This window comes from Micromonospora sp. RTBAU3-60 (genome assembly GCF_054963695.1).
Window position 1 is genome coordinate 291154 of record NZ_JBUEGB010000002.1, and the last position, 25201, is coordinate 316354.

Genomic DNA, 25201 nt, shown 5'->3' on the forward strand with positions numbered 1-25201 from the left:
ATGCTGTCCGGTGTACGCACGCAAGCCTTCCAGTCGGGCCACGGCCCGCTGAGTCCCGGATCCCGCGCCGGCCTCGGCGCGGCCCTCGGGCTGCTCGCACTCGTCTCCGTCGTGGAGATCGCGGACGGCCCGAGCGCGCACTACATCGCGTTGATGGCCGCCGCTCCGGTCCTCGCCGCCGCGCTGGCCTCCTGGCGGGTCGTCCTCGGGGTGGGTGTCCTCGCCACCGGGATCGGCGGCTCCTTCGCCCTCGTCGAGCCGACCATGTCGCTGGTCACCGCGGTCAACGTCGCGGGCATCGCGCTGGCCACCGCGATCGCCGCCGCCGTGGCCGCGGCCCACCAACGCCAGTCCGAGCGGATCGCCGAACTGTCCCGGCTCGCCTCGGTCGCCCAGCAGGCGGTGCTCCGGCCGCTCGGCCCGCAGGTGGGCACCCTCGCCGTGGCTGCCTCCTACATCTCCTCCACGGCCACCGCAGTGATCGGCGGCGACCTGTACGAGGTGATGGACACCCCGTACGGCGTCCGCATGATCATTGGCGACGTCCGCGGCAAGGGGCTGGACGCGGTCCGGCTGGCCAGCATCGTCCTCGGCTCCTACCGGCACGTGGCGTACGAGCGGGCGGACCTGCGCGCCGTGGTGACCGACCTGGACCGGGCGGTGGCCCGCAACGTGGGCGACGAGGACTTCGTCACCGCCGCGCTGGTCGAGGAGCGGGGTGGCACGCTCACCATCGTCAACTGCGGGCACCCGCCGCCGCTGCTGCTGCGCGGGGGCGAGGTGATCCCGCTCGAACCCCCGGCGCCCGCGCCTCCGCTCGGCTTCATGCCGGTGGTCCGGCCCCGAGTGGAACGGCTCGAACCGGGCGACCGGCTGCTGCTCTTCACCGATGGGCTCGGCGAGGCCCGCCGGGACGGCGAGTTCTTCCCGACCGCCGACCGGGCGTGGCGGCTGCTCGGCCACGGGACGGTGGCCGACGGCCTGGCCTCGCTGGAGACGGCCCTGGTCGAGTGGGTGCACGGTCGGCTCGACGACGACATCGCGCTGGTCCTGATGGAATACACCGGCCCGGCCCGCGACGTGACGGCGCCCGTGCCGAGCTGGGAGGTCGGCGCGGCGGAGAGCTGAAGGTCAGCCTTCGGCCAGCTCCTCGGTGGCCCGCCGCCCGGCTTCCCCGGCCCGGCCCAGGAAGTCGGCGATCACCTCCAACTGGGCTTCGTCGTACCCGGCGCAGAGCTCATCCATCGCGGCGTTCATGCCCGCGTACAGGCGGAACAGCTCGCCGTTGCGCTCGCGCAGGGCCCGGACGGCCACCGAGCGGCGATCGGTGGCATCAGGGTCCCGCTCGCGCACGATCCAGCCGCCCCGTTCGAGGCGGTCCAGGATGCCGGTCATGGTGGCCGGATGCAGGCCCGCCCGGCGGGCCAGCGTGCCGGGACTGAGCGGCCCGTGCCGGGAGATCAGGTCGAGACAGTCCAGGTCCACGTCGCGCAGCGAGAGACGTACGCCGACCTGGTGGTTCAGCAGCGCGAGCTGGTTGTTCAGCTCCCGCATCGCCTCCTTGATCCGGGTGGCCGTCCGGCGGTGCCGCCGCGCGTCCGCATGTTCTACGGAACTCATATTGTTTGGACCTCGTATCAACTGTTACGGTTTCCATATCTTACGGGAGCCGGCCGCCTGGGGCGGTCGTCGACGAAGGGATGGCAGATGCGGCTCACGATCTTCGGGGCCAGTGGCGGGATCGGACGTCACCTCGTCGCCCAGGCGCTGGCCGCCGGTCACGACGTCACGGCGGTGGTGCGCGATCCGGCCCGGCTGCCCGATGCTTCCGCGCGCGTCGTCACTGCCGACCTGTCCTCAGCCGATCCGGGGGCGCTGCGGGCGGCGGTCGCCGGCGCCGACGCGGTGCTGTCCGGCCTGGGCCCTCGGTCCGCGGCCGACGCCAGCGTGGCCTCCCGGGGCACCCGGGCGGTCGCGGAGGCGCTGACCGGGGCGGACGTACGACGAATCGTGGTGATCAGCGCCGCGCCGGTCGGCGTGGTCCCAACCCCCGGGCGGCCCCAGCCGCCGCGGTACGACGAGGGCGACGGTCCCCTGATGCGCTTCGTGCTCGGGCCGGCGATCCGGCGGGTGTTGCGGCGCCACTACGCCGACCTCGCGCTGATGGAGGAGGAGTTGCGGGACGGCGTCCTGGACTGGACCGTGGTCCGGCCGCCGCGGCTCACCGACGGCCCGCTGACCGGCGGCTACCGCACGGCGTACGGGCGGAACATCCGGGGCGGCCTGTCCGTGTCCCGGGCCGACGTCGCCCATCTCATGCTCGCGCTGCTCGACCGGCCGCAGTCCGTCCGGCAGACCGTCGGCGTCGCTCGCTAGGGCCGGTGTGGCCGGAAGCTGAACCGGGGGTGTGTAATCGCTGTCACTTCGGTGATCGGGTTGTCGTTGGCTACCGGTGAGTAATAGAGTCTCAGTTACTGATCGGTAATATCTGTCCGGAAGCGGGGCCAGCGAGCATGACCCACTACAAGAGCAACCTTCGGGACCTCGAGTTCAACCTGTTCGAGGTCTTCGGGGCGGACCGGACGTTCGGCCAGGAGCCGTACACGGACCTGGACGTCGACACCGCCCGCAGCTTCCTCTCCGAGGTCGACCGCCTGGCCCGCGAGGACCTCGCCGCCAGCTACTCGGACAGCGACCGCAACCCGCCGGTCTTCGACCCCGCGACGCACACCGCCCCGCTGCCGGAGTCGTTCAAGAAGTCCTACCAGGCGTTCATGGACGCGGAGTTCTGGCGCCTGGACCTGCCGGAGGCCCTCGGGGGCACCAACGCCCCGCGCGCCCTCTGGTGGTCGCTCGCCGAGTTGGTGCTCGGCGCCAACGCCCCGATCTGGATGTACGCCTCCGGCCCGTCCTTCGCGCACGTGCTGCACGTCGAGGGCACCGAGCGGCAGCAGAAGTGGGCCAAGCTCTTCATCGAGAAGCAGTGGGGCTCGACCATGGTGCTCACCGAGCCGGACGCCGGCTCGGACGTGGGCGCCGGCCGGACCCGCGCCATCCCGCAGCCGGACGGCTCGTGGCACATCGAGGGCGTCAAGCGCTTCATCACCTCGGGCGAGCACGACCTCTCCGACAACATCGTCCACTATGTGCTCGCCCGCCCGGTCGGCGTGGCGGGCGTCGGCGGCCCGGGCACCAAGGGGCTGTCCCTCTTCGTGGTGCCGAAATACCACTTCGACGAGGAGACCGGCGAGCTGGGCGAGCGCAACGGCGTCTTCGCCACCAACGTCGAGCACAAGATGGGCCTGAAGGTCTCCAACACCTGTGAGATGACCTTCGGCGAGCACGGCGTCCCGGCCAAGGGCTGGCTGCTCGGCGACAAGCACGACGGCATCCGGCAGATGTTCATGATCATCGAGTACGCCCGGATGATGGTCGGTACCAAGGCGATCGCCACCCTCTCCACCGGCTACCTGAACGCCCTGGAGTACGCGAAGAACCGGGTGCAGGGCGCCGACCTGACCCGGTCGACCGACAAGACCGCCCCGCGCGTGACCATCACCCACCACCCGGACGTGCGCCGCTCGCTGCTGCTGCAGAAGTCGTACGCCGAGGGCCTGCGGGCCCTGGTCTGCTACACGGCCACCTGGCAGGACAAGGTCGCCATCGCCGAGGCGGCCGGCGACGAGAAGGCCACCAAGCTGGCCAAGCGGGTCAACGACCTGCTCCTGCCGCTGGTCAAGGGCGTCGGCTCGGAGCGGGCGTACGAGCTGCTCGGCCACGAGGCGCTGCAGACCTTCGGCGGCTCGGGCTTCCTCCAGGACTACCCGCTGGAGCAGTACGTCCGGGACTCCAAGATCGACACCCTGTACGAGGGCACCACGGCGATCCAGAGCCTCGACCTGATCTTCCGGAAGATCGTCCGGGACAACGGCAAGGCCCTGCTGGCGGTCGCCGGTGAGATCCAGGAGTTCATCACCTCCGAGGCCGGCAACGGCCAGCTCAAGGAGGAGCGGCAGGCGCTCGGCAAGGCCCTCGCCGAGATCCAGAACATCCTCGGCGTGCTGACCGGCTGGCTCGGCGATGCCCAGGCCGGCGACGCGCGGGCCCTCTACAAGGTCGGCCTGAGCAGCCGCCGGTTCCTGCTGGCGGTCGGCGACCTGGTGGTCGGCTGGCTGCTGCAGAAGCAGGCGGACGTGGCGTTGCAGGCGCTGGCCGGCGAGATCCCCACCGCCGACCGGGCGTTCTACACCGGCAAGGTGGCCGCCGCCCGGTTCTTCGCCCGCGAGGTGCTGCCCCGCATCGGCGCCGACCGGCGGATCATCGAGGGCGCCGACCTGGAGATCATGGACCTCCCGGAGGAGGCGTTCTGATCCCCGTGGGGTGATCGGACCGGTTTGCTGACGAACGGCGGCCGGCGAGCGGTTGGCTCGCCGGCCGCCGCCGTTTGTTTCGCGGCCCGGCCGGTAGGCCGGCCGCCTGACGGGTAACCGTCGCGGACCACGACCGGACACGCCCAAGGGCCACCGCACGGGGGAGTGCAGCGCACATGGGCATTGGAAGCGGAATCTTTCTGATCGCCGTCGGCGCGATCCTGACCTTTGCCATCCGGGCCAACGTCTGGTGGATCGACCTGCGCGCGGTCGGCTGGGTGCTCATCCTGGCCGGGCTCGCCGTCCTGCTCACCACGCTCTGGTTCTGGCAGGACCGGCGCAAGCGGGCCCGCACGCTGATCGTGGAGGAGAACCGGCTCTCCCATCCGACCGCGATGATGCCGCCGCCGCCCGATCCGCCGCCGCCCACCGCACCACCGTCCTGACCGCGGTCGCGCGGGACCAGTGCCCGGGACCGATGTCAAGAGGGGGCCCCTTCCCTACGCGAGGCGTTGAGGAGGGGCCCTTCCTTGTGCCTCAGCCGCGGGCGGTGTGGCGGGCGGTGATGGGTGCGCCACCCGGTCCCAGGTTCGTCCAGCTGGTGGTCAGGAGGTGCACCGCCAGGTCGGTGGTCCGCAGCCCGTCCGGATCCGCCCCCTCCGGGTCGAGTAGCGCCGAGAGCAGCGAGATGCCCGGGTTGTGGCCGATCAGCAGGACCGTGCCGGTCTCCGCCGGGACCGCCCGGACCAGCGTCAACAGGTCCTCCGGCTGCGCCTCGTACGCGGTCGCCGCGTAGCGCACTACCGGCGACGACCCGGCCGGTCCGCCCTCCGGCGGGGAGCCCGTCATACCCAGCGCCACCCCGTGCCAGGTCTGCCGGGTGCGCCGGGCCGTGGAGCAGATCACCACGTCCGGGAGGAGGGTGTGCCGGGCCAGCCAGGCCCCGGCCGCCGCCGCGTCGGCGTGCCCCCGCGCGGTGAGCGGACGCTCCGCGTCGGGGACGTCCCGGTACTGCTCGGCCTTGGCGTGCCGGAGCAGCACCAACGCGTGCTCCTGGTTCCTGCCCTCCGTCATGCGCCCAGCTTGCCTGATTGGCGATCGGACCGCCTGGGTAAGTCGATGGGTGCCGCTACCTCAGCCATGGCCGCGGCGGTAGGAAACGCCAGCAGAACGCCAAGGAGGCGACGTCATGGGCATCGGAGCCAGCATCTTCCTCATCGCGCTGGGCGCGATCTTCGCGTTCGCCATCGACGCCAACCTGGGATGGCTCGACCTGAACGTCGTGGGCTGGGTGCTCATGCTCGTCGGCGTCGTCGGGCTGCTCACCACGCTCTACTTCTGGAACAACCGCCGCCGTACCGTGGTCGCTCAGCCAGTGCGCGAGCGGGTCGTCGCCGAGCCAGTGGTGCCGGTGCAGGACGACCGGGTCGTGCGCGAGGAGTACCGCGAGGTACGCCGCCCGGGCTACCCGGCCTGAGCCACCCCGAGATGGCCGAGGGCCCCGCGCCGTCGCGGGGCCCTCGCACCGTTTCCCGGGTGGCGGGTCCGGCGCGGCCTGGTCAGGCGAAGAGAGCGAAGTAGATCGCGACGTGGTGGCAGATCGCCGCGACCAGGGTGCAGGCGTGGAAGAACTCGTGATGACCGAAGACCGTCGGCCACGGGTTCGGCCGGCGCAGCGCGTAGAAGACCGCGCCGACGCTGTAGATCGCGCCGCCGACGATCAGCAGCACCAGGGCGGTGACCCCGCCGGCGTGCAGGATCTGCGGCAGCATGGCCACCGCGACCCAGCCGAGGGCCAGGTAGAGCGGCGCGGAGACCCAGCGTGGGGCGTGCGGCCAGATCATTTTCAGCGCCACCCCGAACAGGGCCCCGCCCCACACCAGGCCGAGCATGACCTCGGCCGGGCGAGGATCGAGCAGCAGCGCACAGAACGGGGTGTACGTGCCCGCGATGAACACGAAGATCATCGAGTGGTCCATCCGGCGCATGATCTGGTAGCCGCGCTGGGACCACACCCGACGGTGGTAGAGGGCGCTGGTGCCGAATAGACCACACACGGTCAGGCTGTAGATCAGGCAGCTCACCAGGGGTGCCCAGCCGGGGCGGGCGGCCGCGATGGAGCAGAGCACGATGCCGCAGACGAGCGCGGTGAAGAACGCGTAGGTGTGCAGCCAGCCGCGCATCCGGGGTTTACCGATGTCGACCGGCTTGAGTCGAAGCGGTGCGGAGGTCACGCCAATAGGCTACGGCACCGTAGGTTACCTGCAAGTAGTGTGGACCGTCACGCCGCCTGAACGGTCGGCGGACCCGCGCTGCGCCTGGCCGGCCCGCCGGTCACCCCGCCTCGGTGGACGTCACCGCCGGCCCGGCCCTCCCCGACCGGCTGCGACTGACCGTCCGCCCCGGCCCGCGGCACGACTGGTTCACCCCCGCCGCGCTGGACCTGCTGTTCACCACCCCGTACGCGATCAGCCCGGCGAGCAACCGGGTCGGCGCGCGACTGGTCGGCGCGGCGCTGCCCCGCGCGGTGGCCGGGGAACTGCCCAGCGAGGGCCTCGTCCTCGGCGCGGTGCAGGTGCCGCCCGACGGCCAACCGCTGATCTTCCTGGCCGACCACCCGACCACCGGCGGCTACCCGGTGATCGGGGTGGTGGACGACGTGACGCCGCTCGCGCAGGCCCGTCCAGGGACTACGGTGACGTTCCATGGACCTCAACGCTGACCTCGGCGAGGGATTCGGCATCTGGCGACTCGGTGACGACGAGGCACTGCTGGACCTGATCACCTCCGCCAACGTCGCCTGCGGCTTCCACGGTGGCGACCCGTCCACCATGCACCGCGTCTGCGCCGGCGCCGCCGAACGGGGGGTCGCGGTCGGTGCCCAGGTCGGCTACCGGGACCTCGCCGGCTTCGGGCGGCGGCACATCGCGTACGACTTCGCCGAGCTGCGCGACGAGACGATCTACCAGCTCGGCGCGCTGGACGCGTTCTGCAAGCTGTTCCGCACGCGGGTCCGCTACCTCAAGCCGCACGGTGCGCTCTACCACGCGGCCGCCGGCGACGAGACGCAGGCCGCGGCACTGGTCGCCGCGGTCAACCAGTACGACGGCGAGCTGCCGTTGCTCTGCCCGCCCGGTTCGGTGCTCGCCCAGCTCGCGGCCGGCGCGGGCCTGCGGGTGGTGGCCGAGGGCTTCGCCGACCGCAACTACCTGCCCAACGGCTCCCTGGTGCCCCGCAGTGCCGCGAACGCGCTGGTCACCGACCCGGAGGAGGTGGCCACCCGGGCGGTCCGGATGGCCACCGAGCGGACCGTGGTCGCGGTCGATGGCAGCGTCGTCCCGTGTGCGGTCGAGTCGATCTGCCTGCATGGGGACACCCCGGGCGCGGTGCGCTGCGCCGAGCTGGTCCGAGCCGCCCTCATCGACGCCGAGGTAACCCTCCGCCCGTTCGCCTGACCCCGTTACCCGGCGCCGGCGTCAAGATCCGCGCAACTTCAGGGAAGGAGTCCCCTCAGCCCGCGAGGAGGCGACAGCATCCGGGAAGCTGCGCGGATCTTGAGCAGAAATCAGGCCTCGTCGAGGCCGCGCAGGACCAGGGGGAGGCGGCTGGTGCCGCCGTCGACCACCCGCAGCGGTACGCCCCAGTCCTGCCGGGTCAGGTGGCAGGCCGCGTGCTCGACGTCCGCGTCACAGGTGGCCGCCTGCGCGGTCACCTGGAGCACCCCCTGCGCCACGTCGCCGTTCACCACCAGCCGGCGGGACAGGTCGCTGGTCGTCCCGGCCCCCTCGACCAGCAGCTCGGGCGGGGAGGCCGACACCACCAGCCGGGTCGACGGGCCGTAGGTCTCGTCCAGCTTCTGCCCCGGCGCGGGCGTGAAGATCACGTCGAGGGTGAGCTCGCCGGCCGCCACGTCGGTGGGCTTGCGCTCCAGCTTGTGCCGGGGGCCGTCCACGGTGCTCGCGCCGGCCGCGGTGAGCGCGCCCGGGGCCAGCCGGGTCAGCCGGTGCGCAGCCGACTCGACCACCAGCACCTCGCCCTCGGCGGTGAGCACCACGTCGCTCGGCTCGGCCAGCCCGTCCGCCACCGTGGCGACCTGGTCGGTCGCCGGGTCGAAGCGGCGCACCGCGCCGTTGTACGTGTCGGCGATCAGCACCGAACCGTCGGGCAGCGCGCACACCCCCAGCGGGTGCTGGAGCAGCGCCCGGTCGGCGGGGCCGTCGACGTGCCCGAAGTCGAAGAGGCCCTGCCCCACCGCAGTGTGCATCACCCCGTCCTCGACGTACCGGACCGCACTGGTCTCGCTGTCGGCGATCCACAGCCGGGTGCCGTCGACCGACACCGAGAGGCCGGAGGGCTGGGCCATCCAGACGTCCGGCAGCGGGCCGTCGCGCAGCGCCTCCACCGTCGTGCCGGCGTACATGCCGGCGGTCCGCTTGATCGGGTCGAACCACCAGAGCTGGTGGATGCCGGCCATGGCGATGACGACCTTGTCGTCGTACCAGGCGACGTCCCAGGGCGAGGAGAGGTCGACCGCGCGCGCGTCGTGGGCGTGGTCGTCCACCGTCGAGCGCCACTGCCGGCCGGTGCCGGCGACCGTGACCACCTCGCCGGTGCCCAGCTTCACGCCGCGCAGCAGGTGGTTGACGGTGTCGGCGACGACCAGGTCGTACCCGGCCACCTCGGCGATGTGCGCGGGCAGCAGGCAGAGCCCCTGCGGCTCGGAGAAGGTGGCGCTGCCCGCCGGGCCGTCCGTGTGGCCGCGGGTGCCGGCGCCGATCCGGCGGAGCACCTGCTCGCCGTCGGGGGCCAGCTCGACCAGGGAGTGCCGGGCCGAGTCGGAGACCAGCAGGTTGCCGCCGTCGAGCACCACGGCCTTGCCGGGGAAACGCAGCGCGGTCTCCGGCTCGACCGGCGGCACGTACGGACCCTCGCCCCGGTGCAGGGTGCCCTTCGCCTCGTGGGCGGCGATCAGCTCGTCGACCAGCCGGGCCAGCCCCTCGGCGTGTCCCTCGCCGGCCATGGTGGCGACCACGTACCCCTCGGGGTCGACCACCGAGAGCGTCGGCCAGGCCTTGGCCGCGTACTGCTGCCACATGTCGAGGTCGGGGTCGTCGAGCACCGGGTGGTGCACGCCGTACCGCTCGACGGCCGCCGCCAGCGCCGCCGGGTCCTTCTCGTGCTCGAACTTCGGCGAGTGCACGCCGATCACGACCAGGACGTCGCCGTACTTCTCCTCGAGCGGGCGCAGCTCGTCGAGCACGTGCAGGCAGTTGATGCAGCAGAAGGTCCAGAAATCGAGCAGAACGATCTTGCCGCGCAGGTCGGCCAGGGTGACGGCCTTCCCGCCGGTGTTCAGCCAGCCCCGGCCACGCAGCTCAGGTGCCCGTACTCGTGCGCTCATGCGTTCAGTCTGCCGGACCGGGGGCCGCGATCCGGCCGGCACCCGGCGCGGGGTGGATCACATCCGGAACGGACGACGGCGGGGCCACGGACAATCCGTGACCCCGCCGTCGGGGAACTGTTACTGGCCGGCCGCGGCCGGCTTCAGGCAGAGCACCCGGTCCGCCCCGTCGCCGGGGAGCACCACGTGCGGCTGCGCCGGGTCGCCGCACTTCTCCTTGGCGTCGACCTTCGAGAGGACCTTGAAAGCGCCCTGCTCGCCGCAGTCGACGGCCGCCACGCCGTTGGTGCCGGCCTGCTTGACGCAGGAGCCCACGGCCGGGTTGAACGCAGCCGGCTCGTTGTCGCCGCCGAGCTTGCCGAGCAGCTTGAGCGTGCCGAGCGGGATGGCCAGGATCAGCACCGCCACGATGAGCACGACGGCCAGCACCCGGCCGTTGCGTACCTTCGGCGTGGGCGCCTCGGTCTGCGGCTCGGCCTCCGGCTTGAACGCGTCGAAGCGGCCCTGGTCCGGCTGATTGGCCGGGCCCTGCTGCCAGGCCGGTGGCGCCTGCTGGGGCGGCGGGGGGAACGGGGGCGGGAAACCGCCTGGCCCCGGCTCGCCCATCGGCCCCGATCCGGGTGCGGCGACCGCCGCGCGGCCGCCGCCCGGCGCGCCGTACGGGTCGCCTGGGCCGCTGAACTGCCCGCCGAACGGGTCGTGCGAACCGCCGGGACCACCAGGGGCGCCACCGAACGGGTCGTGCTGACCGCCGGGGCCACCAGGGGGGCCGCCGAATGGGTCGTGCTGACCGCCGGGGCCGCCGGGGGCGCCACCGAACGGGTCGTGCGGACCGCCGGGACCGCCGAACGGATCACTCGGGCCGGTGCCGCCGAACGGGTCGTGGTGACCGCCGGGGGCGCCGTACAGGTCCTGCGGGCTGCCGCCGTGCTCGTCGCTCTGCGGGTGCACCCCATTGACGGGGCGGGTATTGCCGGACGGGTTGGTGAAGGACGGCACGCCGGGCGGGAACGGCGGCGGGCCGGCGGGCGAGGACGGCGGGCCGAACGGCACCGGTGGCGCCTCGGCGAAGCCGTTCGGGCGGTCCGACTCGTCCGTCCGCGACTGCGGGCCGTGCTCGTCGAAGCGCGGGCCCGGCTCCGGGAAGCCGTCCGAGAAGCCGTCCGACCCGGGGGCCTCCTCCGGCTCCGGGCGGCTGGGCCGGCCGTACACCCGGGGCTGCGGGGCCGGTACGCCGCCGGTGTGCAGTGCCTGGTCGGCCGGGGGCGTCACCCGGCTGGCCACCGGCACCGAGGCGCTGGCGGAGACGTGGCCGCCCGCCTCTGGGGAGGTACGCGGGCCCGGCACCATCGGCCCGGCCGGCGACTGCGGATCGTTGTGCGGCGGCTCCGGTGCACCCCAGCCACCCGACTGCTCCGGCTCGTACGGGTCCCGGTCGGCCGGGGCGAACTGCGCGGGCGGCAGGTAGTTGCCGGGCGGCGACGCGGCCAGCGCCGCGCCCGGTACGCGCTGCTCCTGCGGCGGCAGCGGTACGGCGTTGGCCGGGGAGATGCCCGGGCCCGGGGCCGGCTGGTAGATCGGCGGCTCCCCGGGCTGGGTCTCGGTGGCCCGGCCCCACGCCTCACCCGGCGCCCACGGTTGGGCGTCCGGGATGGCCGGCTGCTCCGGGGTCCACGGAGCGGGGTTGTCCTGGTTGCCGCCCCAGGCGGACGGCGAGTCGGGTGGCGTGACCGAGGCGCTGGCCCGGGCCGGCGCCTCCGCCGACGGCCAGGCCCCGGATTCCGGCCGGTCGCCGGGCGTCGGGACGGCGGCGGAGCCCCAGCCGGGCTGCTGGCCGGCCTCGGCCGCCCGCCCCGCGGCCCAGCCGCCGGAGCGGTCCGGGTCGTCGTGGTGCGGGGTGGCCGCCGCGGTCTCCCAGCCGCCCGAGCGGCCCGGGTCGTCCTGGGCCGGCCAGGCGTTCTCGGCCTGCGCCCCGGGTACGGAGACCTTGGCGGCGGCGCGCGCGGCCGGCTCGGCGGGTGCCCAGGCGGGCGCGGCCTGCTCGCCCTGCTGGCCCCAGGCCGGCTGCTCCTCCGGCGGGGCCGCGCCCCAGCCACCCGAGCGGTTCGGGTCGTCGTGCTGCTGGGCGGCGGTCCCGGCGGCCCAGCCGCCGGCGCGGTCGTCCTGCGGGCTGGCCGCGGCGGGCCAGCCGTCCGAGCGTGCCGGGTCGTCCTGCGGTCCGGTGGCCCATGCCTCGTGGGGCGGGGTGGCGGGCGCGGGGACCGAGGCGGCGCCGCGGGCGCCCCCGTCACCGGACTGCGCCCAGGCCGGCTGCTCGCCGTGCGCGGCGGCCGGCGGAGCGGCGGCCCAGGCGGGGCCGCCCGGCGTGGCCCCCCAGGCGGGTGGGCCCGGCTCGGCGGAAGCGCTCGACGGGCCGGCACCCCAGGCGGCCGGCGGCTGCTCCGCGGGCGGAGCCGGTGGGCCGGCGGCCCAGGCGGGTGCGCCCTGTTCCTGGGCTGCCCAGGCGGGTTGTGCGGGGCCACCCCAACCCTCAGCCGGCGGCGGCACCTGCGCGGTGGCTCGGCCGGCGGTCTGGCCGCCCGGCGGCGTCCAGGCGGGGGGCTGGTCGTCCGGCGCACCCCAGGCGGGGGCGGACGGGGCGGGGTGACCGGCTGGCGGGGGCGGGGCCCAGCCGAGGTCGGGAGCGCCGCGGTACCCGTTGTCCTGCTGCGCCGGGCGGTCGCCGTACGGCGCCGGTCCGCCGGCGCCCGACGACGTCTCGCCCGGCTCGTGGCCAGGGCGGTTCGGGGCCTCGGACGTCATGGGAACGCCTCCTCCATCACATGTCGGCCACCGATGCCGATCGGGACCGTCGGCACGGTTGCCGGCGTCGCCGGCAAGTACCGGCCGGGCGGGCTCCCCGCACCGTATCGGGTGGCCGCCGGGAGGCGCCCGGGGGGAGCACCGGTCGTCACTCACCGTGACCGGACTTTGTCGATCGGTTTCTGTCGGTGCGATCGGTCCGGCGGCGGGCGGGGTGGCGACCGAGCCCCACCGTACCGGGCGGTGCGGCGAGGTGGAATCCCGGTGTCAATCGACGTGAAACGCCGAAGACCCGCCCGGGTGACCGGGCGGGTCTTCGAACTGGAGGAGGTGAGGAAAGTAGTTGGAGCGTCAGCTCATGTGACGCTGGGCGATGGCGAGGAGCTCCTCGCGGACCGCGGGGGAGTTGGCGGAGCGCAGCGCCTGCTCGATGGCGCGGGCGCGGCGGTTGGCGTCGCGGCGGGTGCGGATTCGCTCGATCATGCTCATCTGGGTCTCTCCTCCTGGCTATTCGGTTGTCAGCCCCTTGATGTCTCTATTGAACCGCATAACGCCGCCAACTTCCATCGATTATTAGGTGAGCTGAGCCACGTACCGAAGGATCGTAGGTTGGAGCCCATCTCGGACCGATGATTTCGTCTCCCAACGGCAACGGCCGGTGTGCCGGGCGTTCACCCGTGGCACACCGGCCGTTGCCTGGTGCAGCGGACCATCAGGTCCAGGCGAGCAGCGCCGCCTCCGGATCGGCCAGGAAGTCCCCGATGTCGCGGAGGAACTTCGAGCCCAGCTCACCGTCGATGATCCGGTGATCGAAGGAGAGGCCCAGCGTGGTGACCAGGCGCGGCTTGACCTTGCCCTTGTGCACCCACGGCAGCTCCCGTACGGCGCCGAAGGCGAGGATCGCCGACTCGCCCGGGGGCAGGATCGGCGTACCGGTGTCGACGCCGAAGACGCCGACGTTGGTGATGGTCAGCGTGCCGCCGGACATGTCGGCCGGGGAGGTGCGGCCGGCCTTCGCCGTCTGCACCAGCTCGGTCAGCGCGTCCGCCAGCTCGCGCAGCGAGAGCCGACCGGCGTCCTTGACGTTCGGCACGATCAGGCCGCGCTCGGTGGCCGCCGCGATGCCCAGGTTGACGTAGTCCTTCACCACGATCTCGTCGCCGGCCCAGGTCGAGTTGACCATCGGGTGGCGCTTGACCGCCAGCAGCACCGCCTTGGCGACCAGCAGCAGCGGCGAGATGCGGACGTCCCGCCACTCGCGCCGCTCGCGGAGCCGGTCCAGGGCCTTCATCGCGCGGGTCACGTCGACGGTCAGGAACTCGGTGACGTGCGGCGCGGTGAACGCCGAGCGGGACATGTTCTCCGCGGTGAGCTTGCGTACCCCCTTGACCGGGATGCGCTGCTCGCGGTCGGCGCCGAAGCTCGCGGCCGCCGGGGCCGCGGCGGCCAGCGGCTCGGCCGCCGGGGCCGACGCCGCCCGTTGTACGTCCTCCCGGGTGATCGAGCCCAGCGGGCCCGAGCCGGTCAGCGCGGTCAGGTCGATGCCCAGGTCCTTGGCCAGCTTGCGCACCGGCGGCTTGGCCAGCACGGGACCACCGGACCGGCCGGTGCCGTTGACCGCCGGCGCGGCCGGTGCCGGAGCGACCGGCGCGGGCGTCTGTGCCACGGGCGCGGGCGCCGAGGCGGCCGGCGCGGGTCCGGCCTGGGCCGGGATGGCCCCCTTGCGCGGGCGCCGCTTGGCCGGCGCGTTCCGCGGGCCGTAGCCGACCAGCACGGCGGTACGCCCGCCCGGTGCCACGCCGCCGATCAGGCCCGGCTCGACCATGCCCTCCTCGGGCGCGATCTCGACGGCGGCCAGCGACGCCGCCGACGGGGTGGGCAGGCCGGCGGCCGGTGCCCCGGTCGTCGACTCCTCGATCGGCCCGGCGCCCGGGTCGGTGTCGATCGCGATGATCGGGGTGCCGACCTCGACGGTGGCGCCCTCCGGGTGGAAGATCGCCTGCACCTGGCCGGCCCACTTCGCCGGGATCTCGACCGCCGCCTTGGCGGTCTCCACCTCGACGATCGGCTGGTTCAGCTCGATGACGTCGCCCACCTTGACCAGCCAGGCGAGGATCTCGCCCTCGGTCAGGCCCTCACCCAGGTCGGGGAGGTTGAACTCCTTGATCCGCGACATGCCGCTCACCAGCCGAAGGTGCGGTCGACGGCGTCGAGCACCCGGTCGAGGTCGGGCAGGTACTCCTCCTCCACCCGGGCGGCCGGGTAGGGGGTGTCGAAACCGGTGACCCGCAGCACCGGGGACTCCAGGGAGTAGAAGCACTCCTCGGTGATCCGGGCCGCGATCTCGGCGCCGAGGCCCAGGTTGCCCGGGGCCTCGTGGACGACCACGCACCGCCCGGTGCGCTTCACCGACTCGTACGCGGCGGTCAGGTCCAGCGGGGAGAGCGAGCGCAGGTCGATGACCTCCAGCTCCCGGCCGTCCTCGGCGGCGGCGGTGGCCGCGTCGAGGGCGGTCCGCACCATCGGGCCGTACGCCAGCACGGTGGCGTCGGTGCCCGGCCGGGCGACCCGGGCGGCGTGCAGCGGGTACGCGTCGGCCAGCGGGCCGTCCAGCTCGACCTGGCCCTTCTCCCAGTAGCGCCGCTTCGGCTCCAGGAACACGATCGGGTCGTCCGAGGCGATCGCCTGCTGGATCATCGAGTACGCGTCCTGCGGGTTGGCGCAGGTCACCACCTTCAGGCCGGCGGTGTGCGCGAAGTACGCCTCGGGCGACTCCGAGTGGTGCTCGACCGCGCCGATGCCACCGCCGTACGGGATCCGGATGACCATCGGGATCCGGACCTTGCCCTGCGAGCGGTAGTGCATCTTCGCCACCTGCGACACGATCTGGTCGTACGCCGGGTAGACGAAGCCGTCGAACTGGATCTCGCAGACCGGGCGGAAGCCGCGGATGGCCAGGCCGACCGCGGTGCCGATGATGCCGGACTCGGCGAGCGGGGTGTCGATCACCCGCTGGTCGCCGAAGTCCTTCTGCAGGCCGTCGGTGATCCGGAAGACGCCGCCGAGCTTGCCGACGTCCTCGCCCATGATCACGACCTTCGGGTCGTGCTCCAGGGCCTTGCGCAGACCGGCGTTGAGGGCCTTGCCGAGGGTGAGCGTCTCCGTGGCCATCAGTGCGCGCTCCCCTCGAACGACTCCAGGTACTGGGTGAACTGGGCCCGCTGCTCGTCGAGCTCCGGCGAGCCATTGGGGTAGACGTGGTCGAACATGGTCACCGGCTCCGGGTTGGGCATGGCGAGCACCCGCTCGCGCAGGTGCACCGACTCGGCGCGAGCCTGCTCGTCCACCTCGGCGAAGAACGACTCGTCGGCGAGCTGCTGCCTGGTCAGGAACGCCTTCATCCGGGCGATCGGGTCCTTGGCCTGCCAGGCCTCGACCTCACTGGCGATCCGGTAGCGGGTCGGGTCGTCGGAGGTGGTGTGTGCCCCCATCCGGTAGGTGTAGGCCTCGATCAGGCTCGGGCCCTGGCCGTGCCGCGCGTTGTCCAGCGCGTGCCGCGTCACCGCGTACGACGCGAGCACGTCGTTGCCGTCCACCCGGACGCCGGGGAAGCCGAAGCCGCCCGCCCGCTGGTAGAGCGGGACGCGGGTCTGCCGCTCCAGCGGCTCGGAGATGGCGTACTGGTTGTTCTGGCAGAAGAAGACCAGCGGCGTGTTGAAGACGCTGGCCCAGACGAACGCCTCGTTGACGTCGCCCTGGCTGGTGGCGCCGTCACCGAAGTACGCGATCACCGCCTCGCCGTCGTCGCTGCCGGTCTTGCCGTCCATGGCGACACCCATGGCGTACCCGGTCGCGTGCAGGGTCTGCGCCCCGATGACGATCGTGTACATGTTGAACTTGAACTCGTTCGGGTCCCAGCCGCCCTGGTCGACGCCGCGGAACAGGCCGAGCGGCATGATCGGGTCGATGCCGCGGCAGTAGAGGACGCCGTGCTCCCGGTAGGTCGGGAAGGCCATGTCCTGCGCGCGCAGCGCGCGGCCGGAGCCGACCTGCGCCGCCTCCTGGCCCAGCAGGCTGGCCCAGAGGCCCAGCTCGCCCTGGCGCTGCAGCGCGGTGGCCTCGGCGTCGAGCTTGCGGACCAGTACGAGGTCGCGGTAGAGCCCGCGGTACTCCTCGTCGGTGAAGTCCACGCGGTACTCGGTCCCGTCCGGGCCGAGTGCGCTCTCGATCCGCTCGCCCTCGGGCGTGAGCAGCTGTACGAGTTCCGGCTCGCCTGCTACGGCGGCACGCTTGGAACGGGGTGCGGCCCGCCGGCCGCGGCTGGTGACCCCGGGGTCGCCCTTTGCCATCCGTCTCTCCCTGTCTGGTCTGCCGGCGCCGGGGGTGACCCGTGCCGCCGCACATCATGCGCCGCCCGGCTCGAGCCGGGCTGGTCCTGGCGGCCGCGCCTAGCCCCGGTGAGGGTTGCCGCGCGGCGTGAGCCGGGTCCGTGGAGGAACCCGACCCGGGAGCGCCGGCGCCGTTCCGCACCCGCCGCGAGGTGCGCGGAGGTGGCGGCTGCGTTGCCGTCGTGCCTGAATGATTGCAGAGGAGGTGAGTCGGCCCACAGTACGGCCTCCCCTGCCGGTGAAGTTCCGTCTGGTTCGCGACGCATGGGTTTTTTGTCGCGCAAAACCTGCTGCAGCCGACGGACACGAGGTGTGTCGACACGCGGTGATGCCTGGTGAACTGAGCGTGGCTGGTCCAAGCTGACTGGTGTTTCCGGGGGGCATTTGGTGGCCTTTTGTCCACGCTTGGACGAGCGTGCCGCCGGGTCGACGTACGAGGAGTGGGTGGGTGTCCGAGCCAGCAGAGGGTCCCGTGGCTCCGCTCGTCGGCAGCCACCGGGCGGGATACCGCCGGGTGGTCGGGGCGCACCGCGCGCACGGCCTGGGCACCCCGAGCCGGGGCTACCTCTTCACCGTCGCGTTGCTCGCCGGCACCGCGTCCATGCCGATCCTGGCCGCGATCAGCGCCGGGTCGGCGACCGTGGGCAACAGCGCCCTTCCGGACAGCAGCACCGCGTTCATCCCGACCCCCTCGGTCGGCCCGGTGGTCGTCCCGCTGCCCGAGGGCACCCAGCCCCCGGTCCTCCCCAGCCGGACGCCCGTGGCCGACGCCACCAGCCTGCCGGCGGCCCTGGCCGGCACCCCGGCGCTGCGCGACGACAGCGACCTCGGCTCGCGCCGGCGGCCCCAGCCGGCCGCACCGAAACCGCCGCCCACCCGGCCCACGCCGACCGTCTCGCCGCGCCCGTCGCCCTCGCCGTCGCCCTCCGACCCGGCCACGCCGGATCCGACACCGAGCCCCACGGCCGAGCCGACCAGCACCTTCTCCGGGCCGGCCACCGATCCCCCGACCACGCCGAGCGCGGAGCCCAGCGCGACCACGACCCCGGACGCCTCTCCGGCGCCGCCCAGCGCGCCGCCCGAGGAGACGCCCCTGCCGACGCCCCGTCCCACCGCCGACCCGGGCCCGAGCATCACCGCACCGGCCGCCGACCGGAGCCCGTGCAGGGCGTAGCCGCGCCCATCGTGGGCGGGCACGTCGGTGATCGGCCGGGTCCGACGTGGCTGATCGGTCGGGCCCGACGTGGCGGAAGCCGGGTCAGGCCGGGTCGTCGGTGAGGCGGTGCCGGTTCGCCTCGATCCAGGCGTCCAGGGCGGCCGGGTCGTCGGGGTCGACGCCGTCCGCCATGAGCTGGGCGACCGCCGCCGTGGCGGGGCTGCGCCGCTCGCCGGTGCTGTAGAGCCGGGCGAACTCCGGGACCATCTCCTCGATCGCCTCGTCCGTCCGCCGGGCCGCCGCCGCCGGCAGGCCGCGCTGGCGGGCCGCGTACGCCGCCCAGCCGCGCAGCACCCGGGGCAGCATCGCCGCGTCGTCCATGTCCAGCACGGCCCGCCGGTGCACCCAGTCCAGCAGGAACAGCTCGGCCACCGCCGGGCTCCACCGCAGCGGGTCGGCGTCCGGGAAGCTGGCCGCGTGGTCGAGCAGCAGGCCGAGGCAGAAGTGCAGCGAGGCCAGCTCCGCGTCGGCCACCGCGTCCAGGCCGAACCGGGCGGCCTCCGGCGCGGCGAGGAAGGCCCGGACCAGCCGGGTCCGCTCCGCGTCGGTGGCCGGTGGGACGTCCCCGGCGCCGGCTGTCCCGGCCCGGCCGGGCAGGACGGCCAACCGTGCGCCGACCAGCGCCCGGTCGGTGGCCAGGGAGCCCTGGGCGGGTAGTTCCCCGAGGTCGTCGGTGACCGCGAGGTGGCGGGTCACCTCCGCGTGCATCCGGGCCGGGTCCTCGGTGCGGAACCAGGTGAACTCGTCCTCGGTGCAGATCTGCCGGGCCTGCTCGACGATCCGCCCGGCGGGACCGCCGACGAAGACGTCCTTGGTGATGCCGATGTTGTGGTCGACCAGGGCCACCAGGGCGTGCTCCGGGCCGCCTTCGGCGTCGTCGTAGGCGAAGGTGGCCAGGTAGGAGGTCTGGTCGCCGTACACGTCCCCGTACGCCCAGGTGCCGGTGAGGTGCACCCGCCCGAGCTGGCCGGCCCAGGCCGGGGAGTATGCGCCGGGGCGGACCCGGGCGGCGCCCTCGGCCTCCGGCACCAGCGTGGCGAAGACGGCGCGGATGGTGGTGGCGGCGGCGCTGCGGCGGCGGGACGTGGCGGCCAGGAAGCCGGCCACGAACTCGCGGACGGCGGCCTCCCGGTCGGTCTCGGCGACGGCGTAGACGCTGCCCAGCAGCGCGGCGCCGAGCATCTCCGCGTCGAGGGCGGAGTCGAGCCTCGTCACGTCGCGAGCGGCGTGCAGCACCGCCTCGTAGGGGGTCTGTGGCGTGGCCATGCACCGACCCTACGCCGGTCGGCCGCTCCGGACACCGTCCAGCGCGCCCGGGCTCACCGTTGCGCGGCGTCCTCCAGTGCCTGCCGGGCCTCGACGTAGCGGCCCAGCACCGCCCAGACCGGGTCCAGCACGTACTTCTCGCCGATCCGGCCCACCGAGATCAGCAGCCGCTCCTCGGCCCGCCGCCGGGCGCGCCCGGCGGCCCACCGGATCACCGGCCGGCTCAGCGCCGCCACCAGCAGCCCGGCGAGCAGGCCGCCGAGGAGCAGCACGGTCGGCCAGGGCACCTCGCCGAGCCGCGGAGGTTGCAGCGCCGGCAGCCCCAGCGCGCGCAGCGCGTAACCCAGCACCAGCCAGCCCAGCCCGGCCAGCGCGGCGAGGGTGACCAGCCACTGCAGGCCGCCCACCACCCGCCACCAGGTCGGGCGCCGGGTCATCCCCAGGTCGGTGGCGGCCACCGCGTGGTCCAACGCGTCCGGCAGGTCGGCCAGGCGGGACCGGGCCGCCGTGGTCACCGCGGCCGGCCAGGGCGCCGGCAGGTCGGCGGCGGAGCGGTCCACCACCGCGCGGATGGCCAGGTTGAGCGCCGACCGCTGCGCGGCAGTGGCATCGGGTACGGAGGTCGCCGCGACGAGGCATTCCGCAGGCGCGTCGGGATCGCCGCCGGGCAGGTGCAGCCGGCGCAGCGGGTCCGGCCGGAGTTTCCGCCAGCCGCGGACCAGCGGCCAGCCGGTCGCGCCCCCGGCCCGGTGCCGGTACGCCGCCTCGACCGCCTCGGCCACGGTTGGCACGCCGGCCGCCCCGGCCAGCGCCGCGGTCAGCTCCTCCGCCGCCGGGCCGTCCGGGCCGGTACGCGGCGGCTCCGGCCCGACCAGCTCCGCCAGCCCGGCCACCACGGCGTCCACGTCGCCGGCCAGCCGGCGCAGGGCGGCCTGCCGTTCGGCGACCGTCTTCTCCAGTTCGGCGCGCAGCCCGTCCAGCCCGGCCGGGTCCACCGCCACGGTGGGCAGCAGCGGCACCCCGGCCAGCCCGTCGGCGTCGAGCAGCCGGCGCAGGTCGCCCAGCACCTTCGGCAACTCGGCCGGGGGCAGCCGGTCGGCCTGGTTGAGCACGACCACGGTCACGTCCCGGTGCCGGTGGAACTCGCGCAGGTAGCTGGTGTGGATCACGCGGTCCGCGTACTTCTGCGGGTCGACCACCCAGACGACCAGGTCGACCAGGCCGAGCAGCCGGTCCACCTCCAGCCGGTGGGTGTGCTGCACCGAGTCGAAGTCGGGCAGGTCCAGCAGGACCAGGCCGTGCAGGGCCGACTCGTCGTCGCCGTCGAGGGCGCTCTCCCGGACGAACCGGTGCCGGGGCAGCACCCCGATCCAGTCGAGCAGCCGGGACGCACCGTCCGGCGGCCCCCAGACGCAGGCGTGCGCCACCCCGGTGGTCGGCCGTCGTACGCCGACCGGCGAGAGGTCCAGCCGGGCGAGGGCGTTGAACAGACTCGACTTGCCGCTGCCGGTCGCCCCGGCCAGGGCGACCACGGTGTGGTGCCCGGACAGGGCGAGCCGGGTGCCGGCCCGCTCGACCACGGTGTGCGCGGTGACCAGTTGGGCGTCGGGCACCTGGCCGTCCACCGCCTGGAGGAAGCGCTGGACCGCCTGCAGGCGCGCGACCAGGACGTCCGGGTCGACCCGCTGGTCACCCCGGAACGCCTCGCGCATCCGACCGACGATGTTGCTCACCTCGGCCCACCTTCGTCTCCGGCCCGCCTGGCCACGCGGCCTCTCGTCCGGTCCCCGGCCCGGCCTCCCGTCGGCGTGGTCACCGGCGACCATCCTGGTCGACGGCGGGCAGCACCGGCCCATCCGTACGGGTCAGGCCGCTGCGGTGCCGGGCCTTCTCCACCTCGTTGGCGGCCCGGCGCAGGTCGGCACCGGTCTCAGCGGCCGGGCGGGCCGCCTCGGTGCGGGCGAGGAAACGGGCCCCCTCCTCCGCCAGCAGCGCGCCGATCCGGTCGAGCAGATCCTCCCGGGCCTTGGTCGCCAGGTTCCGGACCGCCTGGTCCCCGAAGATCGCCTGCAGCACCGCCTGCCCGGCGACCGCGGTGCCGGCGCCGGTGGCGACCTCCAGCCCGGTCGGGATGAAGGCGGTGGAGGCGAAGACCCCGATCATGACCGCCAGCCCGGTGGCGTTGACCGCGTACGCGGCGGTGCGGGCCACGAAACGGCGGTCCCCGCCCTCGGTCCGGACCAGCTCAAGCACCCCGCGCTGCCAGTCGCGGACCAGCCGCTCGGCGCGCTCGGGCAGGTCGTCGGAGGCGCGGGCGAGTTCCGGTTCGAGCAGCGCCGCCCCGGCCGGGTGCGCCTTCCACCCGGTGTACGCATGCTCCGCCGCCTCGGCGGCCACCCCGCGCAGCAGCGTCACGAGCTGAGACTCGATGGCCGTCCGTAGCTCGGCGGCGGGGGCCGGACGCCCGGTGAACGCGCCGACCACCCGGTCGCGCAGCCGGCTGACCCGGGCTTCCAGGGTGCGGAAGAACTCGCCCGTGCCGACGAACTCCTGCCAGCGGGCCAGCACCTCGCCGCGGAGCAGCCGGCCGTCCCGGAGCCCCTCCGCGACGGTCCGCTCCGCCCCCCGGTACGCCGCCCGTACCCGCTCGTCCAGCGCGTCGGCGGCGGCCACCTGCTCGTCGGCGGCGTCGGCCAGCCCGTCGACGGCGGGGTGCAGGGCGGCCAGCGCGCCGTCCAGGGTCTGCCGGACCACGGCGGAGCGGGCCTCGGCGTCCGCGGCGAGCCGGGCGAACCAGGCGCTCAGCGGGGCGGTGACCTTGTCGGGGAGCAGCCCCTGCCCGTCGACCCAGGTCTCGGGCAGCACGAAGAGCGGCGCGGCGCCCAGGTCCTGGGCGGCGAGCATCTCCGACAGGTGGGCGGCGATCTCGTCGGCCGCTTCCGGTGGCACCCGGTCGAGGACCATCGCGATCACCGTGCCCCGGGCCCGGGCGCTGCGCAGCAGCTCCCAGGGGACGGCGTCGGCGTAGCGGGCGGCGGTGGTGACGAAGAGCCAGAGGTCGGCGGCGGCCAGGAGTTGCCCGGCCAGCGCCCGGTTGGCGTCGACCACCGAGTCGATGTCGGGCGCGTCGAGAAAGGCCAGCCCCGCCGGGAGCGCGGGCGCGGTGACCAGGTGCAGGGTGCCCGGGTGCTCGCTCGGCTCGTTGGTCCGGGTCAGGCCCGGCAGCAGGTCGCCCCGGCGGAACCAGGCGGCGTCGGCCGGGTTGCAGACCAGCACCGGCGAGCGGGTGGTGGGCCGGAGCACCCCGGCGGCGCTCACCCGCGCCTGGACGAGGCTGTTGACCAGGGTCGACTTGCCCGCGCCGGTCGAGCCGCCGACCACCACCAGCAGCGGGGCGTCGAGGCGGGCGAGCCGGGGCAGCAGATAGTCGTCGAGCTGGTTGGTGAGGCCGGCGGCGGCGCGCCCGGCCGGCTCCGCCGAGGGCAGGGTGAGCGGAAACCGCGCCACCCCGATCGCGGCCCGCAGGCCGGCGAGCGCGGCGGGCAGGCCCTCCGCGCCGGTGGCGGGCCGGTCCTCCCCGGCGTCGGATCCGGAGCGGGCTGCGACGGCGGGCGCGCCGGAATGGGTGGCGGAATCGCCATGCGTCGTCACCGCTAAAGCGTGCCCGACCGACGCAAGGGAAGACAACCGGACGGTAATAACGGTCAGGTTGCGTCGGGTCGACTCAACCTCGACTTGCGGTTTGCCGGCCGCGTGGCACTATTGAGTCCGGTCCACTCAACTTGTGGTGCGGTCGCTGCGGGCGACCCGCCGGGCAGCTCGGGGGCAAGGCCCCTGACCTGCTCACCGTTACGAAGCGAGGAAGCGAACATGGCACGTGCGGTCGGCATCGACCTCGGCACGACGAACTCCTGCGTCAGCGTTCTCGAGGGCGGTGAGCCCACCGTCATCGCCAACGCTGAGGGCTCGCGGACGACCCCCTCGATCGTCGCGTTCGCCCGCAACGGGGAGGTGCTCGTCGGTGAGGTCGCCAAGCGTCAGGCGGTGACCAACCCCGACCGGACCATCCGCTCCGTCAAGCGGGAGATCGGCACCAACTGGACCGTCGACATCGACGGCAAGAAGTACACCCCGCAGGAGATCTCGGCCCGCACGCTGATGAAGCTGAAGCGGGACGCCGAGGCGTACCTGGGCGAGCAGATCACCGACGCGGTGATCACCGTCCCCGCGTACTTCAACGACGGGCAGCGCCAGGCCACCAAGGAGGCCGGTGAGATCGCCGGCTTCAACGTGCTGCGGATCGTGAACGAGCCGACCGCGGCCGCCCTGGCGTACGGGCTCGACAAGGGCTCCAAGGAGCAGACCGTCCTGGTCTTCGACCTGGGTGGCGGCACCTTCGACGTCTCGCTGCTGGAGCTGGCCGAGGGCGTCATCGAGGTCAAGTCGACCAGCGGTGACAACCACCTCGGTGGCGACGACTGGGACCAGCGGATCATCGACCACCTGGTGAAGACCTTCCGCGGCGAGCACGGCATCGACCTGTCCCAGGACAAGATGGCCATGCAGCGGCTCAAGGAGGCGGCCGAGAAGGCCAAGATCGAGCTGTCCGCCGCCACCACCAGCAACATCAACCTGCCGTACATCACCGCCGGCTCGGCCGGCCCGCTGCACCTCGACGTGACCCTGAGCCGCGCCGAGTTCCAGCGCATGACGCAGGACCTGCTGGACCGCTGCAAGGGCCCGTTCGAGCAGGCCGTCAAGGACGCCGGGATCAAGATCTCCGACGTCGACCACGTCATCCTGGTCGGCGGCTCGACCCGGATGCCGGCCGTGACCGACCTGGTCAAGCAGCTCACGGGCCGCGACCCGAACAAGGGCGTCAACCCGGACGAGGTCGTCGCCGTCGGCGCCGCCCTGCAGGCCGGTGTGCTCAAGGGCGAGGTCAAGGACGTCCTGCTGCTCGACGTGACCCCGCTGAGCCTGGGCATCGAGACCAAGGGCGGGATCTTCACCAAGCTCATCGAGCGCAACACCACCATCCCGACCAAGCGCTCCGAGGTCTTCACCACGGCGGACGACAACCAGCCGTCGGTGCTGATCCAGGTGTTCCAGGGCGAGCGGGAGATCGCGGCCTACAACAAGAAGCTCGGCACCTTCGAGCTGACCGGCCTCCCGCCGGCGCCGCGCGGCGTGCCGCAGATCGAGGTCACCTTCGACATCGACGCCAACGGCATCGTCAACGTGCACGCCAAGGACCTGGGCACCGGCAAGGAACAGAAGATGACGATCACCGGCGGCTCGTCGCTGCCGAAGGACGACATCGAGCGGATGCGCCGGGACGCCGAGGAGCACGCCGACGAGGACAAGCGGCGCCGCGACGAGGCGGAGACCCGCAACCTGGCCGAGGCGCTCCAGTGGCAGACCGAGAAGTTCCTCGCCGAGAGCGGCGACAAGCTGCCCAGCGAGAACCGGGACCAGCTCAACGAGGCCCTCGGCGAGCTGCGCAGCGCCCTCGGCGGCCAGGACATCGACAAGATCAAGGCGGCCCACGAGCGGCTGGCCCAGGTCTCCCAGCAGGCCGGTTCGCTGCTCTACTCGCAGCAGCAGGGCGAGCAGGGTGCGCCGGGCGCGGCCGGGCCGGGCGCCGGTGCGACGGGTGGCGCGCAGGCCGGTGGCGCGCAGGCCGGCGGCGCCGACGACGTGGTCGACGCGGAGATCGTGGACGAGGACAAGAAGTGACCTTTCCGTCCCGGACACG

The 25201-nt window shown here is 73.7% G+C and carries 20 protein-coding genes and 1 pseudogene; 9 read left to right on the forward strand and 12 right to left on the reverse strand.

Annotated elements, in window-relative coordinates:
* Nucleotides 1-1128 (forward strand): PP2C family protein-serine/threonine phosphatase, encoded by a 1128-nt coding sequence (locus ACY34I_RS03515; protein ID WP_462752366.1) that lies wholly within the window; start codon nucleotides 1-3, stop codon nucleotides 1126-1128.
* Between the two features lie 3 nt (nucleotides 1129-1131).
* On the opposite strand, the gene ACY34I_RS03520 is transcribed toward ACY34I_RS03515, so the two are convergent.
* Entirely contained in the window at nucleotides 1132-1620 is a 489-nt protein-coding gene (locus tag ACY34I_RS03520; RefSeq protein ID WP_462752368.1) for a MarR family transcriptional regulator, read from the reverse strand.
* A gap of 87 nt (nucleotides 1621-1707) precedes the next feature.
* Between ACY34I_RS03520 and ACY34I_RS03525 the strand changes: the two genes are divergently transcribed.
* From ACY34I_RS03525 to ACY34I_RS03535, 3 genes are all read left to right on the forward strand, one after another.
* Nucleotides 1708-2376, forward strand: coding sequence for an NAD(P)-dependent oxidoreductase (locus ACY34I_RS03525; RefSeq protein ID WP_462752370.1), 669 nt, complete (start codon nucleotides 1708-1710; stop codon nucleotides 2374-2376).
* Nucleotides 2377-2513: 137 nt separating this feature from the next.
* Nucleotides 2514-4370: an acyl-CoA dehydrogenase gene (locus tag ACY34I_RS03530; protein WP_462752372.1), complete on the forward strand. Its 1857-nt coding sequence runs from the start codon at nucleotides 2514-2516 to the stop codon at nucleotides 4368-4370.
* A gap of 176 nt (nucleotides 4371-4546) precedes the next feature.
* Nucleotides 4547-4816 carry a DUF6458 family protein gene (locus ACY34I_RS03535; protein WP_073835076.1) on the forward strand — a complete coding sequence of 90 codons (270 nt, stop codon included), beginning with the start codon at nucleotides 4547-4549 and terminating at the stop codon, nucleotides 4814-4816.
* A gap of 91 nt (nucleotides 4817-4907) precedes the next feature.
* On the opposite strand, the gene ACY34I_RS03540 is transcribed toward ACY34I_RS03535, so the two are convergent.
* Nucleotides 4908-5444 (reverse strand): SixA phosphatase family protein, encoded by a 537-nt coding sequence (locus ACY34I_RS03540; RefSeq protein WP_462752375.1) that lies wholly within the window; start codon nucleotides 5442-5444, stop codon nucleotides 4908-4910.
* Between the two features lie 115 nt (nucleotides 5445-5559).
* Between ACY34I_RS03540 and ACY34I_RS03545 the strand changes: the two genes are divergently transcribed.
* Nucleotides 5560-5847 carry a DUF6458 family protein gene (locus ACY34I_RS03545; protein WP_462752377.1) on the forward strand — a complete coding sequence of 96 codons (288 nt, stop codon included), beginning with the start codon at nucleotides 5560-5562 and terminating at the stop codon, nucleotides 5845-5847.
* An 82-nt stretch (nucleotides 5848-5929) separates the two neighbouring features.
* On the opposite strand, the gene trhA is transcribed toward ACY34I_RS03545, so the two are convergent.
* Nucleotides 5930-6553 (reverse strand): PAQR family membrane homeostasis protein TrhA, encoded by a 624-nt coding sequence (gene trhA / locus ACY34I_RS03550; protein WP_462752543.1) that lies wholly within the window; start codon nucleotides 6551-6553, stop codon nucleotides 5930-5932.
* Between the two features lie 137 nt (nucleotides 6554-6690).
* Here trhA and ACY34I_RS03555 point away from each other — a divergent pair.
* Nucleotides 6691-7092, forward strand: a pseudogene (locus ACY34I_RS03555) (5-oxoprolinase subunit C family protein); the annotation flags it as partial.
* Nucleotides 7076-7825, forward strand: a complete 750-nt coding sequence (locus ACY34I_RS03560; protein WP_462752379.1) for a LamB/YcsF family protein — start codon at nucleotides 7076-7078, stop codon at nucleotides 7823-7825. The pseudogene ACY34I_RS03555 and the gene ACY34I_RS03560, both read left to right, overlap by 17 nt.
* Before the next feature lie 110 nt (nucleotides 7826-7935).
* Here ACY34I_RS03560 and ACY34I_RS03565 read toward each other — a convergent pair whose 3' ends face one another.
* The 6 genes from ACY34I_RS03565 to pdhA form a co-directional block, all read right to left on the reverse strand.
* The gene (locus ACY34I_RS03565) at nucleotides 7936-9771 is read right to left on the reverse strand and encodes an NHL domain-containing thioredoxin family protein (protein ID WP_462752381.1); all 1836 of its coding nucleotides are present in this window, start codon (nucleotides 9769-9771) and stop codon (nucleotides 7936-7938) included.
* A 120-nt stretch (nucleotides 9772-9891) separates the two neighbouring features.
* Nucleotides 9892-12573 (reverse strand): LppU/SCO3897 family protein, encoded by a 2682-nt coding sequence (locus tag ACY34I_RS03570; RefSeq protein ID WP_462752383.1) that lies wholly within the window; start codon nucleotides 12571-12573, stop codon nucleotides 9892-9894.
* Between the two features lie 351 nt (nucleotides 12574-12924).
* Nucleotides 12925-13062, reverse strand: coding sequence for a hypothetical protein (locus ACY34I_RS03575; RefSeq protein WP_187413317.1), 138 nt, complete (start codon nucleotides 13060-13062; stop codon nucleotides 12925-12927).
* A gap of 223 nt (nucleotides 13063-13285) precedes the next feature.
* The gene (locus ACY34I_RS03580) at nucleotides 13286-14758 is read right to left on the reverse strand and encodes a dihydrolipoamide acetyltransferase family protein (RefSeq protein ID WP_462752386.1); all 1473 of its coding nucleotides are present in this window, start codon (nucleotides 14756-14758) and stop codon (nucleotides 13286-13288) included.
* Nucleotides 14755-15744, reverse strand: a complete 990-nt coding sequence (locus ACY34I_RS03585) for an alpha-ketoacid dehydrogenase subunit beta (RefSeq protein WP_462752388.1) — start codon at nucleotides 15742-15744, stop codon at nucleotides 14755-14757. The genes ACY34I_RS03580 and ACY34I_RS03585 overlap by 4 nt, the downstream gene beginning before the upstream one ends.
* Nucleotides 15744-16922 carry a pyruvate dehydrogenase (acetyl-transferring) E1 component subunit alpha gene (pdhA, locus tag ACY34I_RS03590; protein ID WP_462752390.1) on the reverse strand — a complete coding sequence of 393 codons (1179 nt, stop codon included), beginning with the start codon at nucleotides 16920-16922 and terminating at the stop codon, nucleotides 15744-15746. The genes ACY34I_RS03585 and pdhA overlap by 1 nt, the downstream gene beginning before the upstream one ends.
* Nucleotides 16923-17409: 487 nt before the next feature.
* Between pdhA and ACY34I_RS03595 the strand changes: the two genes are divergently transcribed.
* Complete coding sequence (locus ACY34I_RS03595; RefSeq protein ID WP_462752392.1) at nucleotides 17410-18135, forward strand: hypothetical protein; 726 nt, start codon at nucleotides 17410-17412, stop codon at nucleotides 18133-18135.
* An 84-nt stretch (nucleotides 18136-18219) separates the two neighbouring features.
* Here the strand turns inward: ACY34I_RS03595 and ACY34I_RS03600 are convergent, their stop codons facing one another.
* The 3 genes from ACY34I_RS03600 to ACY34I_RS03610 all read right to left on the reverse strand — a co-directional run bounded on the left by ACY34I_RS03600 (nucleotide 18220) and on the right by ACY34I_RS03610 (nucleotide 23094).
* On the reverse strand, nucleotides 18220-19443 hold the full coding sequence (locus tag ACY34I_RS03600; protein WP_462752394.1) for a hypothetical protein: 1224 nt from the start codon (nucleotides 19441-19443) through the stop codon (nucleotides 18220-18222).
* 53 nt (nucleotides 19444-19496) lie between these two features.
* On the reverse strand, nucleotides 19497-21155 hold the full coding sequence (locus tag ACY34I_RS03605) for a GTPase (RefSeq protein ID WP_462752545.1): 1659 nt from the start codon (nucleotides 21153-21155) through the stop codon (nucleotides 19497-19499).
* Between the two features lie 100 nt (nucleotides 21156-21255).
* Nucleotides 21256-23094 (reverse strand): ABC transporter, encoded by a 1839-nt coding sequence (locus ACY34I_RS03610; RefSeq protein ID WP_462752396.1) that lies wholly within the window; start codon nucleotides 23092-23094, stop codon nucleotides 21256-21258.
* Between the two features lie 219 nt (nucleotides 23095-23313).
* Here ACY34I_RS03610 and dnaK point away from each other — a divergent pair, with 219 nt between their 5' ends.
* The gene (gene dnaK / locus ACY34I_RS03615; RefSeq protein ID WP_462752398.1) at nucleotides 23314-25182 is read left to right on the forward strand and encodes a molecular chaperone DnaK; all 1869 of its coding nucleotides are present in this window, start codon (nucleotides 23314-23316) and stop codon (nucleotides 25180-25182) included.
* The last annotated feature ends 19 nt before the right edge of the window (nucleotides 25183-25201 follow it).